This window comes from Candidatus Bandiella woodruffii (assembly GCF_034359465.1).
GTDB lineage: Bacteria > Pseudomonadota > Alphaproteobacteria > Rickettsiales > Midichloriaceae > NDG2.
The window spans coordinates 175423-192190 of sequence record NZ_CP110820.1 but is presented as its reverse complement, the minus strand read 5'-3'; the positions used below and the strand labels follow the sequence as shown (position 1 = coordinate 192190).

Sequence of the window (16768 nt, the reverse complement as noted above, 5' to 3'; positions counted from 1 at the left end):
TCAACGTTTCTTTTTATTCCTACCCTTTGTATAAGCTAAAATAATAGTCAAAACAACGATGAAGATAATAAAAAAATTAAACCGGCTGATATATTTTGAAATTAATTCCTCATTTTCGTCTATTACTCGTCCAAGATATAATAGAAAAGATACCCATATAAAACTACCAAGTACTGTATATGTGCAAAAAAGCCTAATATTCATTCTTGCAAGTCCAGCTGGAAATGAAATAAAATGTTTGATTCCTGGCAGCATTCTGCCAAAAAAAGTCGATACAGCTCCATACTTGTTGAAAAATAACTCTAAAGAATGCAATTGACCAGGCTTTATAAAGAAGTATTTTCCGTAGTTTATAAAGAGCTTCCTTCCAAAATAATATGCAATCATATAATTGATTAATGAGCCAAGTAATGTGCCAGTCACGCTTGCAAATAATGTTGGAGTAACATGCATCGTGCCTTTGGATATGAGGTAACCGGCTGGTATTAAGGTTAATTCACTTGGGATTGGAAGAAACGTACTTTCCAACAATGTCATAAAAAACACGCCTAAGTACCCGAATGTCTCAACAAACTCTAGTATAATTTTTAGGGTTGTTTCGATAAATCCAGAGAACATTTTTGAAAAAAAGGTGTTATTTTTCGATCTTATAGCTTAATATAGAGAAATTAAAAAAAAAGACAACATGAGTATATCAAATGGTAGATATTTTGGATGAAGCAAAGCAAGACGTGCAAATCGAGAAGATTGCTTTTTTTTATAAAAAGTATGGTAGGTATTTTGCATATTTAGCTTTCTCAGGTATTTTAGCTTTGATATTGAATTTGTGGTGGCAGAACTATCAGCAAAATTTAAATTTAGAAGAGGCCACAATGTACAATGACGCACTCTCTGCGAAAAAAGCCGATAGAATAATCAAACTAGAAGCTTTTAAGGGGAGGAATACGATATATTCAAGTTTAGCTCAACTACAGTTGGCTGCGCTCTATGTTGATAAAGGCGACTTTACCAAGGCAATTTATTATTACGAACAGCTTATAAAAAACAGGAATGTTGAAGTTTTCCACTTAGACTATGCAAAATTGATGCTGATTAGAACAAAAGTTGCCGCAAATGTGGCTAATAATAAAAATGCCATAGGGTTATTTGACGAATATCTGAAAAACTCAATATATTTCAAAGACGTTGCAAGGCTTGAAAAAGCCGCTTTACTTATAAGTGAAGGGGATAAAGACAGAGCTAAAGCAGAAATAAATTTTATAATTACGGATACCAAGGCACCATCTTTGTTGATCAACTTGGCCAGAATTATCCAAAGAAGGGCGGCAACACAATAATAAGAAATAATGAGAAGGTACGATAGATAGTTTTACTCCGATAGATTAAATGTTTGATCTTTTAAAAGACGCGGATTACACTAAAAGTTCTTCCCAAGGTAAATGTGTCTCACTTGATTATTTTGAACTATTTTATCGCTACTATCGCAAGCTATAACCTCTCCGTTATATAGAATATATGCCCTATCAATTAAGGATAACGCCTCCTTGACGTTGTGGTCTGTTATTAAAATTCCTATACCGCGTGCTTTTAATTGTTTAATCAACTCTACCAGATTATCAATCGCGATTGGGTCAATACCTGCTAGGGGCTCGTCAAGTAATATGTATTTTGGCTCCATCGCAACGCATCTGGCAATTTCTAACCTTCTTCTCTCCCCGCCTGAGAGAGATACCGCATTTGCAGAACGTAGGTGTTCTATTGAAAATTCTGCCAGTAATTCTTCTAACCTTTGTTCTTTTGTGAATTGCTCTTTTTCCGTTATTTCTAAAACTGTCATGATATTCTCAGACACTGTCATGCCTCTAAAAATAGAGCTTTCTTGCGGTAGATAAGCTATACCTAATTTAGCACGAGCTGCAAGCGATAAGTGTGTGATTTCAATTCCATTGAGGAACACTTTACCGTGGTCTGGTTTAATCAGGCCTGCTAACATGTAAAATGAAGTGGATTTTCCTGATCCATTTGGCCCAAGCAAACCAACTATCTCAGATTTCTGGATAGAAAAAGTCACGTTTTTTACAACATTTCTCTTAGAATAAATCTTACATAAATTTTCAGCTACCAACATCTTTTTTTGAACTAAAATTAAATTTCGCTTTAACGCGGTTTTTTTGCGGTGTTATCGCATTCTTTTTTGTCTTTATTTTGGCTTCTTGAGTTTTTATATTATAGGTAAACAAATCTCCGTGAATTTCATTGTTGTTTTGAATTAAACGTACATTGCCTGTTAGCCTAAATATAGGGTCGTTTTTTGAGTACTGTGCCATATCGCCCTGTGCAACTTGGCCACCCATGTAAACTTTTATATTTTGAAAGAAAGTTATCCGTTCAAATTGATTTTTTTGGAAAAACAAATCCAATTTATCTGCTTTAACAGTGAGCAAACCCTGTTTAACTACGGCATTTCCAATAAACTCAGCCCTGTTTTCATCAATAAGAATTTTTAGGCTATCAGCTTGAATATCAATGTCTCCATTCTTCAAGTCAAAAGCAAAAATTTGGCTTGAGGGAAAAAATAGGCAAAGCGCAATTAGGAATCCTTTCTTTAACATATAATACATTTGTTCACGGCAGGCAGCCTATAAGCCGGGTTCTGTAGATATGATTATATCCGATGGTTATTCATCTTAATTTAATGTTGCCACTAAATTTTAGCAACCTACCCGCACTCTTGTTTGGAATCTACCATATAAGTGCTGCTTGGTCTTGCTTCTAGAGGGGTTTACCAAACACTTTCTATTGCTAGAAAGCTGGTGGGCTCTTACCCCACCTTTTCACCCTTACCTAATAGCTTAGGCGGTACATTCTCTGTGGCACTTTCCCTGAAGTTACCTTCGCTGGACGTTATCCAACTCTATAATTCCATGAAGCCCAGACTTTCCTCTGTCATTTTCAAATGACAGCAACCATCTAGCTACCTGCAAGTCCGAGGATAAATCAATTTCGCTAAAAAATCCATATGGAATTTAAGTTTTCACTTTATTGCCAAATAAAGTTTTTAGTTTATTTTCGTTTGCGCCAAATATCACGGCAGTACTTAAATAACTTATTTTCCAGTTTAAACGCATGAGATATGTTCAGCTCATCCCCAACATGCGCCACAATTGGGATTAAATATTCTTGGGTGTTTTGCGCCTCATTGACTTGTTTGCCCTCTGACCTGGCCCCAATGGTTTCCAAATTGTGCAACCTATCGATTTCTTTGATGAGCAAAGCTTCATGATCACCAGTTTCATGCAGTTTATCCACCACTTCTTTTAAACTCAGCTTTTCAATTGTTTTACCATTCTCAACCTGTTTTTTATTGGTTAATCTGCAAACAATTTGGGCAACACGTGGATTGAACTCTTTTTCTATCAACTCAACCGTGCAGTCACTGTCCTCCACAACATCATGAAGTATTGCAGCTATTATTACATCGGTTTTTAAATAAAATTCTGTCATAATCTCAGCAACTGCAAACGGGTGGGAATAAAACGGTTCCCCATTGTCTCGAGGATTCTGTCCAGCATGCCATTTCTTAGCAAATGTAATGGCTTTTCTTATCATCGGAATGTTCAGCTCTTTGTTCTCCTGTTTAGCTTTGTTTAATATGATATTCATCAACTTTTGTTGGTGTTTACATTGGCACCGTCAAGTTAAAAAAGTTGAGGTGCAAAAGGTATTGAGAGAAGAGGGAAAAAATAGTAAATTGGAGCAAAATAAAAAATAATAGAAAAACAATGGAAGAAAGAGCGAGCAGATACAGATATCCAATGGTGATAATAGGACATGCAGTTTGGTTGTACCACAGATTTAATTTGAGTTATAGAGACGTAGCAGAAGAGTTGTTATACAGGGGTATAGAAGTAAGCCATGAAACGATAAGAGCATGGTGTATTAAATTTGGAAAAAGGTTTTTAGATATAATCAAGAAGAAGCAGAGGAAAGTAAAGGATAAATGGCATTTGGATGAGATGAGCATTAAAATTAACGGGAGTGTTCATAAATAGATAGAAAGAGCTAAAGCTTTGTTAAAAAATAAAACAAGGGATAATCTTAGCATTTCAGAACACTTGCTAAAGCGTTTAGTCTTGCGATTTAATCTAGCAAGCATATCCCTTAAGGAGGAATTGAAGCTCTCAACCAAACAAGTTTCAGACTTTGTCTGCAGATGTATTTGAGCAATTTTATAATGACAATAGACCTCATACCCATCTGTACACATATAACGAATTTGGTATTTTTCTCCTAGCTCACGAGCTAAATCTACGTAATTTTCTTTATCACCTGAACCTACTTTAAACGCAACAGTTTTGAATCTGTCCCTATCGACAGCAGTCCATATTCTTGTTTTATTCTCTTTTTTTTGACGTATGTATATAGCTCATCCATCTCTAATATCTCTATACGCCTCTTATCTCCCTCTATCTTTTGATTCGTCACCATCTCATCTACTACTTTCCCTGCTTGTTTGATCCAATAAAATACTGTACTTAACGGGATATTTAATATGTGAGCTATCCTCCTAATTCCGCAGTTATTTAGATACATCTTTATCACCATGCTCCTCTCTTTATTACCATATTTCCAATTCTTCCTACCATCTCCTTCTGTAAAGTTTTTATTACAACTCTTACATTTGTATCTCTGCTTTTTCCTTGCATATCCATTTTTTGATACCCCTTTCCCTTTGCAATATTTACATTCTATTTTCTCCATTTTTCCCTTTCTTTTTTTTCCTTCCCTCTCCTTATATCACATTCTTTTCTTCTTTCCTATCCCTTTTAAAACACTCCCTCCGTGGATGGTATTGCTATCTTTTGCTACCATATAACTCCAAAATTAAAATTCCAGTACCTAACAAATCTAATTCAGGCCTTCCTCAAGAGAGGTACCGATTCTCTTAAGTACTATGCCTTCTGCTGACTCCTTTTATCCTGTCCTCTACTATTGCTAGCAAAGTAGCTTATACTCAAGCTAGATAAAAGGCCTCCCGGGGTAAGATGCAAGACCTCCATAAGGCTGAACTTGGTTTACCGCTATACACTTCCGCATAGAGGCGGGCTATTCCAGTTAATGCTAGGTTGCCCAGTTATAACGGCCTACTACCAAGTTTCTGTTCGTTTCAGCCTTACTTTGCCGTCAGCTTCCTTCAGCCAACTCCTCACGAAGTTAACCTTGCCTCAGCTAATGGACCGCTCTATCTCAGCCCATAAGGGACTTGAACCCTTTGCTCTTACCTCATGCCCGGCGCACATTCAGTACCCAGAGTAATCGTGACAGATAAATTAAAAAGCTATACCAAACCTATAAAAGAAATGTGCCCTAAAACAGAGCATAGGCGCCATAAAGGATTAAATAATAGGGTTGAAAATGCACACCAACCAACACGCAGGAAAGAGAAATGCCTAATAAAATTCAAATCTCCTTCTGGGGTACAGCAAACTCTTTCTTTGATGGGAAAAATAAGGAACATATTTTCAGTAGATGTGGGCAGGTATATTAACAGTTCTAGCAAGCAAAAAGAAATGTTTTTCGAAGCTAAATCTATTTGGGATCACGCCGCTCAATCCATAGCTGCTGCATAATTTTCAAAAAGATGCTCTGTCACGCCCTTACCTCCATTAACTTGACGGTGCCTATCTGGTTGCAATTCCCCTCCATCTTTTAAGATGAAGAAAGGTGTTTTCTACAATATGCCTTATTTTATATCTATCTTTGGCTAACACTCTGAACTTTAAAATTGAATAGTAGTCTTTATCCATAACAGCCCCTAGTTATTACTACATGACATTGGATTACATAATAACTTTTATGTCAATAAAAATTTAAATTTGAATTTTGAGTTTATAACGAAATCAATTTAGATTCTCTGGTTTCAAAAGCAACGTATATACCTCTAGTAAATCAGGGGTTGGCAAATTTATAGACGAGAGAGAACTTGGAAAAGAGCTAGGAATACAAGCGATGAGCATGAGGCGCGTACATATGTACCTAAACGTTATGCGAAATCCGAAGTATGACGACGCCAATTTTTCAAGTTATCGGAGTATACTCAGCCACGTTTCCTTGATCTTCGTAAGGAGTGTATTTTCCCACCTATCTTTCCTACCAAGCGTAGTTTCCTTCTTAAGAAGTTTTGTGTATCACTAAAATCTTCTGAATCATCCGAAATCCAATACAACACGGTTGATAAATATATAGCTGTTAACAATCCTCTTTTAGTATAATAATTAAAGTCTGTAGATTTGTCTTTACCAGCAACTCTCCATATCAAATTAATGCTATGCCAGGTGTATGGATAAAGCTTATGATGGTTCCATGGAGTACTAAAGAACGTATTGATTTTAGAAATGGCAATTTTATATTCAGCTAGAATTTCAAGCCTAATTTTTATTGCCTCATATATTCTGGAAGTTATGCTGTTTATTTGCTCAAGCTCATTATTAACTCTTTCTGTCATTTGTTGGTCTATGCTATCCCGGAACATCTCAAGCACCCCCATCCTTCCATTGGGAAAAAGTAAATCTCCATATTGTGGCTCAAGCCCCATATCTGCACAAGCTTTAGAAATTATATTGCCATCAAAAGGTTCATAAGGTAGTATCCCAATAACTGATGATAACACTTTTTGCTTTAAGTGGCTGATGTGCTCTGTCATATAATAAATGACTTTTTACTACTGACCAATTCTACAATAAAAACGCATGAAATACGAGAACAATGTAATAATCCATCAAGAAGAAGATTTTGAAGGTATGAGAAAAGCAGGGGTATTAGCTGCTTCAGTACTTGACTATATTACTGATTATGTAAAGCCAGGTATTACTACTGATGAGCTCAATACATTATGTCATGACAAAATCATTGAGAATAAAGCGATTCCTGCTCCATTGAATTACAGAGGATTCCCAAAGTCAATTTGCACCTCAGTTAACCATGTTGTTTGCCATGGAATACCAGGGGATAAAAAGCTGCAGGAAGGCGATATACTAAATATAGATGTTACTGTCATATTAGATGGCTGGCATGGTGACACAAGCAGAATGTATTTTGTGGGCAAAAAAATCTCATTGAAGGCGAAAAGACTGGTGAACTTCACATATGAAGCAATGATGCGTGGTATTGAGATTATAAAACCAGGTGTTCCGCTTTATGAAATTGGTAGGACAATTCAGGAATATATTGAAGGCTTTGGGTATTCTACCGTAAGAGACTACTGTGGGCATGGAATAGGGAGAAAGTTCCATACAGCACCTAGCGTTTTGCATTATTATGACAAAAAGAACGATTTAATTCTGCAAAAGGGCATGTTTTTCACAGTTGAACCAATGATAAACGTTGGGGGATATCAAACACATTTATTACAAGACGGTTGGACGGTTGTAACAAAGGATAACTCACTTTCTGCACAATTCGAACACACAATTGGAGTTACAGATGACGGGCATGAGATATTCACAAAATCCCCCAAGAATTATACTCTCCCATCTTACGTATGAATATAAATTTTGCTCAAATAGATGACTATATAGCCAAATCTGAAACTGCATATTGTTTTTTGCTTGTGGGTGATGATTTTGGCCAAGTGGTGTGTGCAACTGATAAGCTGCTAAAAAAGTATTTTGGTGATGAGAAATATTATACAGACACATTTCATTATAGTGATTTGCAAAAAGACGTTTCCATATTACGAAATAGCTTGCAATCACTACAATTATTTTCGCAAAAAAAGGCTATTATAATAAAAAGTGCGGGTGATACCATAAAGAAAGAAATGCTTGAAGTTATAAAAAGCAGAAATAGCGATTATTTGTTGATCATACAGGGAGATGGGCTGAAGAAATCCTCGAAAACATATAAGGAACTAGAGTCTCTTAATAATACATGTCTTATTAGCTGCTATAAACTGGATGTTAGGTACATGACCATTTTTGTTGACAAATTTCTTAAGAGCCACGGGGTGAGGTATCAAAGAGAGATCCCACAGATTATAGTCAATTATCTGCCGGACAACGTTCTTTTGGCACAGAATGAGCTTGAAAAAATGGTCCAATATTTGGGGGAGGAAGAATTAACAATTGAAATTATTGAAAAAATTTTGGCGGGTGTTAAGGACTTTTCCTGTATCAACTTATGTTCAAGTATTGTATTTAAAGATCAGAAGAAAATGCTGGAGCAGCTAAGAAGAATGGAAGGTGAGGGGATTAACTACATTAGTGTTATAAGGATGTTGCAAAATCAATTTGCCAAAGTACTTTATGTAAAGAAAGAGGAGCAAGATAAAAAAATCAAGACAGATGCAATTATTAACAATCTAAGGCCACCAGTATTTTTCAAGGAAAAAGCCATTCTTGTTGAGATGTGCAATAATATGAGTTATGGGAATGCGATCCAGATAATGAATGAATTAATTCAGCTTGAAATTAGTTGCAAATTTACAAGTTTTAATCCAAATACATTACTATACAATTATATAATCCAGAAAGTAGAGTAGAAGGCTTATGTTACAAATTATTGCTGATTTCTTAATAAAATATTCATCATTTTTCAATGTGTTCCAATACATTACATTCAGAAGTGGGGCAGCGTTGTTTACCTCTTTTTTAATCATGCTAATTTTTGGTAGTCGATTTATAAGTTTTCTTTCATCATTTCAGAAGCATGGGCAACCCATTAGGGAAGATGGTCCGCAGAACCATCTTATAATTAAAAAGGGGACTCCATGCATGGGCGGGATACTAATTATATTGGCAGTATTAGCATCTACCATATTATGGGGAAATATAGGTAATAGTTATATTTGGCTATTGAATTTCGCTTTGATAGCATTTGGTTTGATAGGCGGGATTGACGATTACAAGAAGCTAAAGTTTAATAACTCCAAAGGTTTATCAGCTAAGTTGAAGTTCTCTTTGCAGTTGATTTTAAGCCTTATAGTGGTTTTTACGGTTAGTAAGATCAGCACTGCAAACCATTCTACCACAATATTTTTCCCTTTCTTTAAAAACTTAATGCTAGATATGGGGGTGTTTTATTTTATTTTTACTATGTGCGTTGTTGTTGGTTCGTCTAATGCTGTTAATCTTACTGATGGGCTGGATGGATTGGCTATAGGTCCAATTATCATAATATCCGCATTCTTTGCCATAATTGCATACCTAACTGGGAATATTGTGTTTGCTAATTATTTAAAGATTGCTTACATAAAGAATTCTGGAGAAATCATGGTGTTTTGTTCAGCTTTGATTGGTGCAGGATTGGGGTTTTTATGGTATAATGCACCCCCTGCAAAAGTCATTATGGGAGATACTGGCAGTCTTGCTTTGGGCGCTGTGGTTGGAATTATCAGTATCATTACAAAACACGAGATTATACTGTTTATAACTGGGTTTGTCTTTGTTTTTGAAGCCATTTCTGTTATCTTACAAGTATACTCTTTTAAACTGAGGGGAAAACGAATATTTAAAATGGCGCCAATACACCATCATTTTGAAAAAATTGGATGGTCTGAACCAACTATAGTGATTAGATTTTGGATTTTAGCGATAATATTTGCTTTGATAGGGCTTGCAAGCCTTAAAATCAGATAATTCCAAGGATTAGCATCGTCAGTTATTGCGCTATATCTCGCCCAGCGTAAAAGCTAAGAGGATTATTAGCTGGTAATCAACATTGCTGTAGAACTTATTTTTGCAGTCCGTTGGCGAGTCAAGCTCAACATCATCAATTTGTTCATTCAGCTTTAATGATACCAAAAATATCAAAAGAAAAAAAACAGCATTAAGATTTAAGTTTAAACCAGCCAATCCCAATAGCAATATTGCCATTCTATATAGGTATCTCACTACTTCTTTAGTTTGGTTTTGTAAAGTAATTGCCATGGACTTCACGCCGATTTTTCTATCATATTGCTTATCTTGATGTGCGTAAATTGTATCATAGCCTATTGTCCAAAGCACGGCTGCGATATAAATTAAAATTGGAACAAAGGATAAATAATCTTGGATCGTAAACCATGCAATAAACACGCCTAAATTAAAAATAAGTCCAAGAAAAATTTGTGGAAAATTACTATATCTCTTTGCGAAAGGATACAGTGCAGTAAGCACCCCCGCCAAAATCCCAAAAAATATTGCTTTGATTGGTAAAAATAACAATATGATAAGTGACACGCCAACAGGGATAATAACAAATTTTTTAGCCTGAATAACTGACAGTTCGCCATTTGTAAGGGGTCTCTTTTTAGTTCTTTCAACATACTTATCAATTTCCCGATCCACAATATCGTTCAATATGCATCCAGCACTTCGTGTGGCCACTGCACCTATAATGAAGATGGGTAGCCACAACATAAACTGAAAAACATTTGAAGAAGCGGCAACCAAAGCCCAAAGGACTGGGAGCAAAACCAACAAAATACCAACAGGCTCATGCAAACGCATAAGTCTTGCATACGGAGAACTATTACAACAGTGGTGTAATTGCAAAAAAAGATTATGGCTTTTTTGTCCAACTGAGCTTATTAAGTTGTTACACTTTGTGACTATTTTTTGGAATCGGTTACTTACTTGCTTTTTCATCACCAGGCAATATATAATCTTCGCCTTCCCATGGGCTTTTACAGTCAAAATTTCTATATTCTTGTGCTAACTTAACACTTTCATACACCACGCCTTGTTTGGCAGCATCATACCTGACTTCCACGTAACCAGTTAGTGGAAAATCTTTCCTCATAGGATATCCCGAGAAGCCATAATCAGTTAAAATCCTCCTTAAATCATCATTACCAATAAACAAAATGCCATACATATCCCATACCTCCCTTTCATACCAGTGAGATGAGCTGAATATATCTTTGATTGTTGGTACAAAATCATCCTCATTTACCCAAACCTTTACTCTTATTCGCAAGTTATGCTCTATGCTTAATAGGTGATATACTATAACAAATCTTTTGTCGTTACCTGGGTAGTCAACTGCGCACACATCCAGTAATACTTTGAATAAATATTGCATCCCATCACGCATTTGGAACAAAAAAGTTGTTAAGTGTTCAGCGCGAATTTTCACCGATAGCTCCCCGTTTTTTTCTTCAATTTCCTCGATAATCATCTTTAGACTTTGATCTTCAATTAAATCTTTGTGTAGTTTGGCTATATCTTGCATCAATCCAACGACATTGTTTATTTTTCGAAGACTAGCAAAGATTGAAAATTTCTGCAAATTATATATGGTATAGTTTCACTATTCAAAAAATGGATTAAAATATAAGTAATGGCACGGACTGAAGACACAACAAAAAGACAGCAATACATAAGGTCACTATACTGCAAAGAAGAGGCAGCTTTTTCAGATGTTTTTCAAACAGCTGGGGAGAAAAAAGGTATACAATTAAGCCCAGAAGAAGGCAAATTAGTTAGCATGATATTGGCGATTCACAAGGCAAAATATGTCCTTGAAATTGGAACCTTGGTTGGTTACTCATGTTGTTGGATTGCATCTGTTCTTCCTGAGGACGGCAAAGTTATTACCATTGAAAAGAGTAAAGAAAATTTTGAAATCGCAAAGAAAAATTTCGCCACCACCAAATTTAAAGATAAAATTATAACAATTAACGCAGATGGAGCCACCTATCTGAAAGGTTTAGAGCTGGACTATCAATTGGACGCAGTTTTTATAGATGCGAAAAAAGTCGATTATCCAGCATACCTGAATTTATCCTATACTTTATTAAGAAAAGGAGGGTTAATAATAGCCGATAATACTTTGCTGTTTGGTGGGGTATATGACAGTCAACCCGGTGAGATGCAAGAAGCTATGAAAAAATTTAACATGGAAATTAGCGATACGGAAAAATATAGAAGTCTGATTTTCCCAACAAATGAGGGATTAACAGTAGCTATCAAAATATAAAATGATGGTTGAATTTATGTCAAACTTATGTATAGTTGTATCCGGAAGCAAATGTGAAGTATTATTGAGAAATTAGGGTGTGTTGTGTCTAATGTTTGAAGTGGCGTAATATTGAGCGTTAAAAGGCTTCTTTTTAACATGATATAGGAAGAAATATGACTAACAACGCCAGTAAGTTGAGCAGACAGCAAAAAGAAGCCGTAGCCCTTCTGTCAATTGGTACTTTTCTTGAGTACTTTGACTTAATGCTATACGTTCATATGGCCGTTCTTTTGAATGGACTGTTCTTCCCGCAAGACAATCCAACTACTGCTAAACTAATGGGGGCTTTAGCTATTGTTATGACTTTTGTTTTAAGACCAATTGGAGGGTTTGTCATTGGATGGATCGGAGATGAGATTGGTAGAAAGGCAACTATAGTTATCACCACATTAATCATGGCTACATCGTGCCTGATGATGGCAACAGTAGGAACTTATGCAGAAATAGGCATAACAGCAACGATTATAGTGATGGTATGTAGAATGTTACAGGGGTTTTCATCATTGGGAGAAGTGATGGGAGCGTCACTTTATTTATCGGAAATTTTTAAGCCACCTCACAGATATATGGCATGGCATGTGGAGTGCTTGCCATTGCTGCACGATTAGGTGGCATGTTTGCTCTGGCCGTTGCTTTGTTTTCTATTTCAGCAGGCCTTAATTGGAGATTAGCATTTTACATTGGAGCAGTTATAGCTGTGATTGGCTTGTTTGCAAGAATAAGATTAAGAGAAACACCTGACTTTTCTGATTTTAAACGCAGAATGAAAATTAAAACTGAGGTGCTTAAACAAAACTTAGGGATTGAATACCCCCTCTCTGTTTATAAGGAAAAAATAGATAAAAGAGCATTATTGGGTTATATTTTTACCGCAATGATTGTAGCAGTGTCTGTTCATACTACTTATGTATATCTTGGTGGGTTCATGAAAGAATCTTTAGGTATGACTGCTGCTAAAGTGATTAATCAGAATCTAAAGGTTTCCTCATGCACTATAGTAATGGGCATATTGATGATAAGTTTTGTGAAAAAGTATCATCCTTTAAAAATAACTGCTGTAGCGATTGGTATATTTTTCCTTTTCTTACCAATTATTCCGTATTGGCTTACTAATACAGAAAGTCTGGTTTCTTTATTTATAAGGGAGTGTTGCCATAAGATAGATAAGATGCTAAAATGAATATAGCGAGCAACAAAGAAAATAGAAATATGAATACAGAGTGTAAAAAATGCAGTAGCAGTAAATACGTTAAGAATGGTAATATTAGGGGTATGCAAAGGTATAAATGCAAAGAGTGTGGATGTAATTTTACAAGCACTAAATTAAGAGGCTGTTCGCCAGAGATGAAGGCTCTGGCAGGCACCGTCAAGTTAAAAAAGTTGAGGTGCAAAAGGTATTGAGAGAAGAGGGAAAAAATAGTAAATTGGAGCAAAATAAAAAATAATAGAAAAACAATGGAAGAAAGAGCGAGCAGATACAGATATCCAATGGTGATAATAGGACATGCAGTTTGGTTGTACCACAGATTTAATTTGAGTTATAGAGACGTAGCAGAAGAGTTGTTATACAGGGGTATAGAAGTAGGCCATGAAACGATAAGAGCATGGTGTATTAAATTTGGAAAAAGGTTTTTAGATATAATCAAGAAGAAGCAGAGGAAAGTAAAGGATAAATGGCATTTGGATGAGATGAGCATTAAAATGGCACCGTCAAGTTAATGGAGGTAAGGGCGTGACAGAGCATCTTTTTGAAAATTATGCAGCAGCTATGGATTGAGCGGCGTGATCCCAAATAGATTTAGCTTCAAAAAACATTTCTTTTTGCTTGCTAGAACTGTTAATATACCTGCCCACATCTACTGAAAATATGTTCCTTATTTTTCCCATCAAAGAAAGAGTTTGCTGTACCCCAGAAGGAGATTTGAATTTTATTAGGCATTTCTCTTTCCTGCGTGTTGGTTGGTGTGCATTTTCAACCCTATTATTTAATCCTTTATGGCGCCTATGCTCTGTTTTAGGGCACATTTCTTTTATAGGTTTGGTATAGCTTTTTAATTTATCTGTCACGATTACTCTGGGTACTGGATTTGATTGTAATAATCTTGATAAAAACCTTATCGCAGACTTTTTATTACGTCTGGTCTGTAGGAAGACATCTATCTCATATCCATCTTCATCTACAGCTCTCCACAAAATAAAATATTTACCGTTAATTTTAATGCTCATCTCATCCAAATGCCATTTATCCTTTACTTTCCTCTGCTTCTTCTTGATTATATCTAAAAACCTTTTTCCAAATTTAATACACCATGCTCTTATCGTTTCATGGCTTACTTCTATACCCCTTTATAACAACTCTTCTGCTACGTCTCTATAACTCAAATTAAATCTGTGGTACAACCAAACTGCATGTCCTATTATCACCATTGGATATCTGTATCTGCTCGCTCTTTCTTCCATTGTTTTTCTATTATTTTTTATTTTGCTCCAATTTACTATTTTTTCCCTCTTCTCTCAATACCTTTTGCACCTCAACTTTTTTAACTTGACGGTGCCGTCGCAATTGCTGTGGCAATTATAGGATACTCTTTTAACGGTACCATATTGCCTCTGACATATGTTATTTCAATATTGATAATATTTGTGCTTGTGTTATCAACTTCATGCATTCCAAGAGCTGATTAAAGAGCGCTTAGCGATTTTAAATAACAGACTTCCCGCAATAAGGGTGAACTTTCGCAGGAAGTCTGTTAGTTTGATAGTAACTTAATAGGGGGATGAATTACATTCCCATACCACCCATACCGCCCATACCACCCGGCATGCCCATTCCTGCAGCTTCTTTTTTCTCAGGATTTTCAGTGATAGTTGCCTCTGTGGTGATTAATAATGATGCAACTGAAACAGCGCTTTGCAATACGTTTCTCACTACTTTTGTAGGGTCGATAATACCTTTTTTGAAAGCATCAACCACTTCATGATTTTGCGCATCATATATCATGGTGTTTTTACTCTGTTCCAATAGTTTCCCAACAATCATAGAGCTTTCAACACCAGCATTTTCAAGTATCTTGCGGATTGGAGCAGACAGTGACCTCTTTACGATGTCTATTCCTGCAGTTTCATCAGCATTTTTACCTTTCATACCTTCAAGCACTTTAGACGCATACAACAACGTGCAACCCCCACCAGGAACGATACCCTCTGCTATAGCTGCTTTTGTTGCATGATATGCATCTTCTACCCTATCTTTCTTCTCTTTCACCTCAACTTCGGTCACGCCACCAACTTTAAGAACTGCAACTCCACCTGCTAATTTAGCCAGCCTTTCTTCAAGTTTTTCTCTGTCATAGTCAGATTTTGTTTCAGCGATTTGAGCTTTAATTTGCTTACATCTTGCATCGATATCTTTCTTGTCGCCAGCGCCATGTACAATTGTGGTATCATCTTTGGAGATTATAATTTTTTTGGCACTACCAAGGTCTTGGATTGTAACGTTTTCAAGTTTTTGTCCTAAATCTTCGCTAATAAGCTGACCCCCAATCACTGTCGAAATATCTTCAAGCATTGCTTTTCTTCTATCCCCAAAGCCAGGCGCCTTAACAGCGGCAATTTTCAAACCTCCCCTTAATTTATTCACAACAAGTGTTGCAAGAGCTTCACCTTCAACATCTTCGGCAATAATCACCAATGGTTTGCCAGATTGCACCACTGCTTCAAGCAATGGCAACATTTGCTGGATATTGCTGATTTTTTTCTCGAATAATAACACATATGCATTCTCTAACTCACATGTCATTTTTTCAGAATTTGTGATGAAGTATGGTGATAAATAACCTCTATCGAAGTTCATACCTTCAACAATTTCAACTTCAAATTCATCGCTTTTATTTGCTTCTTCAACGGTAATAACTCCATCTTTGCCAACTTTTTCGAAAGCTTTAGCAATTTTGTCACCAATGTCAGCGTCACCATTTGCTGAGATTGTTGCTACCTGTGCTATTTCTTCCGATGAAGAAATATTTTTAGAAGCGGATTTGATTGCCTGAAGTACCTTCTCACTTGCTGCTTCAATACCCCTTTTTAAGTCCATAGGGTTCATTCCAGCAGTCACAGCTTTAATACCTTCACGTGTTATTGCCTCACCAAGTACTACTGTAGTGGTGGTTCCATCGCCAGCCCTATCATTAGTTTTGTTTGCGGCTTCCCTTAGTACTTGAACTCCAAGATTGTTTAGCTTATCTTCCAGTTCGATTTCTTTTGCGACAGTAACGCCGTCTTTTGTGATCTTTGGAGCCCCAAAAGATTTTTCAATCACCACATTTCGACCTCTTGGCCCTAAAGTTGCACCTACTGTATCTGCACAAATTTTAATCCCTTTTAGCAATTTGTCTCTTGCTTCGCTACCTGTATGAATTATTTTTGTCATATTCAACCTCTTAATATAATTATTCTTTTATTATCCCTAAAATATCTGATTCTTTCATAATCAAATATTCCTTGTTTTCAAGCTTCACTTCAGTGCCGCCCCATTTTGCGAATAAAACTTTATCCCCAACCTTAACGTCTAAAGATACGATATTACCCTTTTCATCCTTTGTGCCAGAACCCACTTCTATAACGCGCCCTTGCATAGGTTTTTCCTTAGCGGTATCCGGAATAATAATACCACTTTCTGTTTTACTCTCTTGGTCCAGTCTTTCAACTAGAACCCTATCATGTAATGGTTGAAATTTCATTTTTACCTCAAAATCAATAAGTTTATGTA

Annotated in this window: 22 protein-coding genes, 1 other RNA gene and 2 pseudogenes; 11 read left to right on the top strand and 14 right to left on the bottom strand. The window is 36.1% G+C overall.

All coding sequences use genetic code 11. The annotated features are described in order from the left end of the window. Positions 1-537, bottom strand: a complete 537-nt coding sequence (locus Bandiella_RS01135; protein WP_323733058.1) for a DedA family protein — start codon at positions 535-537, stop codon at positions 1-3. Positions 538-698: 161 nt separating this feature from the next. Between Bandiella_RS01135 and Bandiella_RS01130 the strand changes: the two genes are divergently transcribed. After that, a complete protein-coding gene (locus Bandiella_RS01130) occupies positions 699-1337 on the top strand; it encodes a DUF2659 family protein (protein ID WP_323733057.1) in 639 nt (212 codons plus the stop codon). Positions 1338-1417: 80 nt separating this feature from the next. Here Bandiella_RS01130 and lptB read toward each other — a convergent pair whose 3' ends face one another. From lptB to Bandiella_RS01110, 4 genes are all read right to left on the bottom strand, one after another. Continuing rightward, the gene (gene lptB, locus Bandiella_RS01125; RefSeq protein ID WP_323733056.1) at positions 1418-2128 is read right to left on the bottom strand and encodes an LPS export ABC transporter ATP-binding protein; all 711 of its coding nucleotides are present in this window, start codon (positions 2126-2128) and stop codon (positions 1418-1420) included. Continuing rightward, positions 2115-2612 carry an LptA/OstA family protein gene (locus Bandiella_RS01120; RefSeq protein ID WP_323733055.1) on the bottom strand — a complete coding sequence of 166 codons (498 nt, stop codon included), beginning with the start codon at positions 2610-2612 and terminating at the stop codon, positions 2115-2117. The genes lptB and Bandiella_RS01120 overlap by 14 nt, the downstream gene beginning before the upstream one ends. Positions 2613-2626: 14 nt before the next feature. Then, positions 2627-2982, bottom strand: an RNA gene (rnpB, locus tag Bandiella_RS01115) — RNase P RNA component class A. 81 nt (positions 2983-3063) lie between these two features. Beyond that, complete coding sequence (locus Bandiella_RS01110; RefSeq protein ID WP_323733054.1) at positions 3064-3663, bottom strand: HD domain-containing protein; 600 nt, start codon at positions 3661-3663, stop codon at positions 3064-3066. Positions 3664-3782: 119 nt separating this feature from the next. Between Bandiella_RS01110 and Bandiella_RS01105 the strand changes: the two are divergent. Further along, positions 3783-4046 (top strand): annotated as a pseudogene (locus Bandiella_RS01105) (IS6 family transposase); the annotation flags it as partial. Here the strand turns inward: Bandiella_RS01105 and Bandiella_RS07425 are convergent. Beyond that, a complete protein-coding gene (locus Bandiella_RS07425) occupies positions 4043-4387 on the bottom strand; it encodes an IS1 family transposase (protein WP_407651266.1) in 345 nt (114 codons plus the stop codon). The pseudogene Bandiella_RS01105 and the gene Bandiella_RS07425 overlap by 4 nt on opposite strands. Beyond that, positions 4336-4761 (bottom strand): IS1/IS1595 family N-terminal zinc-binding domain-containing protein, encoded by a 426-nt coding sequence (locus Bandiella_RS01100; RefSeq protein WP_323732659.1) that lies wholly within the window; start codon positions 4759-4761, stop codon positions 4336-4338. The genes Bandiella_RS07425 and Bandiella_RS01100 overlap by 52 nt, the downstream gene beginning before the upstream one ends. Positions 4762-5285: 524 nt before the next feature. Between Bandiella_RS01100 and Bandiella_RS01095 the strand changes: the two genes are divergently transcribed. Beyond that, positions 5286-5630, top strand: coding sequence for a DDE-type integrase/transposase/recombinase (locus Bandiella_RS01095; protein ID WP_407651255.1), 345 nt, complete (start codon positions 5286-5288; stop codon positions 5628-5630). Positions 5631-5684: 54 nt separating this feature from the next. On the opposite strand, the pseudogene Bandiella_RS07420 reads toward Bandiella_RS01095, so the two are convergent. Together Bandiella_RS07420 and Bandiella_RS01085 are read right to left on the bottom strand one after the other, a co-directional pair. Then, positions 5685-5762 (bottom strand): annotated as a pseudogene (locus Bandiella_RS07420) (IS5/IS1182 family transposase); the annotation flags it as partial. Positions 5763-6097: 335 nt separating this feature from the next. Further along, positions 6098-6703, bottom strand: a complete 606-nt coding sequence (locus Bandiella_RS01085; RefSeq protein ID WP_323733053.1) for a COQ9 family protein — start codon at positions 6701-6703, stop codon at positions 6098-6100. Between the two features lie 46 nt (positions 6704-6749). On the opposite strand from Bandiella_RS01085, the gene map reads away from it, so the two are divergent. The 3 genes from map (at position 6750) to mraY (ending at position 9635) form a co-directional block, all read left to right on the top strand. After that, a complete protein-coding gene (gene map, locus Bandiella_RS01080; RefSeq protein ID WP_323733052.1) occupies positions 6750-7544 on the top strand; it encodes a type I methionyl aminopeptidase in 795 nt (264 codons plus the stop codon). A 65-nt stretch (positions 7545-7609) separates the two neighbouring features. Then, the gene (holA, locus tag Bandiella_RS01075) at positions 7610-8539 is read left to right on the top strand and encodes a DNA polymerase III subunit delta (protein WP_407651254.1); all 930 of its coding nucleotides are present in this window, start codon (positions 7610-7612) and stop codon (positions 8537-8539) included. Between the two features lie 7 nt (positions 8540-8546). Next, complete coding sequence (mraY, locus tag Bandiella_RS01070) at positions 8547-9635, top strand: phospho-N-acetylmuramoyl-pentapeptide-transferase (RefSeq protein WP_323733050.1); 1089 nt, start codon at positions 8547-8549, stop codon at positions 9633-9635. A 30-nt stretch (positions 9636-9665) separates the two neighbouring features. On the opposite strand, the gene ubiA is transcribed toward mraY, so the two are convergent. Both ubiA and Bandiella_RS01060 read right to left on the bottom strand, forming a co-directional pair. Further along, on the bottom strand, positions 9666-10625 hold the full coding sequence (gene ubiA / locus Bandiella_RS01065; protein ID WP_323733049.1) for a 4-hydroxybenzoate octaprenyltransferase: 960 nt from the start codon (positions 10623-10625) through the stop codon (positions 9666-9668). Then, a complete protein-coding gene (locus Bandiella_RS01060; protein ID WP_323733048.1) occupies positions 10606-11211 on the bottom strand; it encodes an NADH-quinone oxidoreductase subunit C in 606 nt (201 codons plus the stop codon). The genes ubiA and Bandiella_RS01060 overlap by 20 nt, the downstream gene beginning before the upstream one ends. Before the next feature lie 108 nt (positions 11212-11319). Here Bandiella_RS01060 and Bandiella_RS01055 point away from each other — a divergent pair, with 108 nt between their 5' ends. The 5 genes from Bandiella_RS01055 (at position 11320) to Bandiella_RS01035 (ending at position 13719) form a co-directional block, all read left to right on the top strand. Beyond that, positions 11320-11958: an O-methyltransferase gene (locus Bandiella_RS01055; protein ID WP_323733047.1), complete on the top strand. Its 639-nt coding sequence runs from the start codon at positions 11320-11322 to the stop codon at positions 11956-11958. Between the two features lie 155 nt (positions 11959-12113). Next, complete coding sequence (locus Bandiella_RS01050) at positions 12114-12608, top strand: MFS transporter (RefSeq protein ID WP_323733046.1); 495 nt, start codon at positions 12114-12116, stop codon at positions 12606-12608. Further along, positions 12584-13180, top strand: a complete 597-nt coding sequence (locus Bandiella_RS01045) for an MFS transporter (protein ID WP_323733045.1) — start codon at positions 12584-12586, stop codon at positions 13178-13180. Before Bandiella_RS01050 ends, Bandiella_RS01045 begins: the two co-directional genes overlap by 25 nt. Then, positions 13177-13401, top strand: a complete 225-nt coding sequence (locus Bandiella_RS07415) for a transposase-like zinc-binding domain-containing protein (protein WP_407651253.1) — start codon at positions 13177-13179, stop codon at positions 13399-13401. The genes Bandiella_RS01045 and Bandiella_RS07415 overlap by 4 nt, the downstream gene beginning before the upstream one ends. 54 nt (positions 13402-13455) lie before the next feature. After that, positions 13456-13719 carry a hypothetical protein gene (locus tag Bandiella_RS01035; RefSeq protein ID WP_323733044.1) on the top strand — a complete coding sequence of 88 codons (264 nt, stop codon included), beginning with the start codon at positions 13456-13458 and terminating at the stop codon, positions 13717-13719. 36 nt (positions 13720-13755) lie between these two features. Here the strand turns inward: Bandiella_RS01035 and Bandiella_RS01030 are convergent, their stop codons facing one another. The 3 genes from Bandiella_RS01030 to groES form a co-directional block, all read right to left on the bottom strand. After that, the gene (locus Bandiella_RS01030; protein ID WP_323733405.1) at positions 13756-14340 is read right to left on the bottom strand and encodes an IS6 family transposase; all 585 of its coding nucleotides are present in this window, start codon (positions 14338-14340) and stop codon (positions 13756-13758) included. A gap of 442 nt (positions 14341-14782) precedes the next feature. Then, a complete protein-coding gene (gene groL, locus Bandiella_RS01025) occupies positions 14783-16429 on the bottom strand; it encodes a chaperonin GroEL (RefSeq protein WP_323733043.1) in 1647 nt (548 codons plus the stop codon). Positions 16430-16448: 19 nt separating this feature from the next. Beyond that, a complete protein-coding gene (gene groES, locus Bandiella_RS01020) occupies positions 16449-16739 on the bottom strand; it encodes a co-chaperone GroES (RefSeq protein WP_323733042.1) in 291 nt (96 codons plus the stop codon). Positions 16740-16768 lie beyond the last annotated feature (29 nt).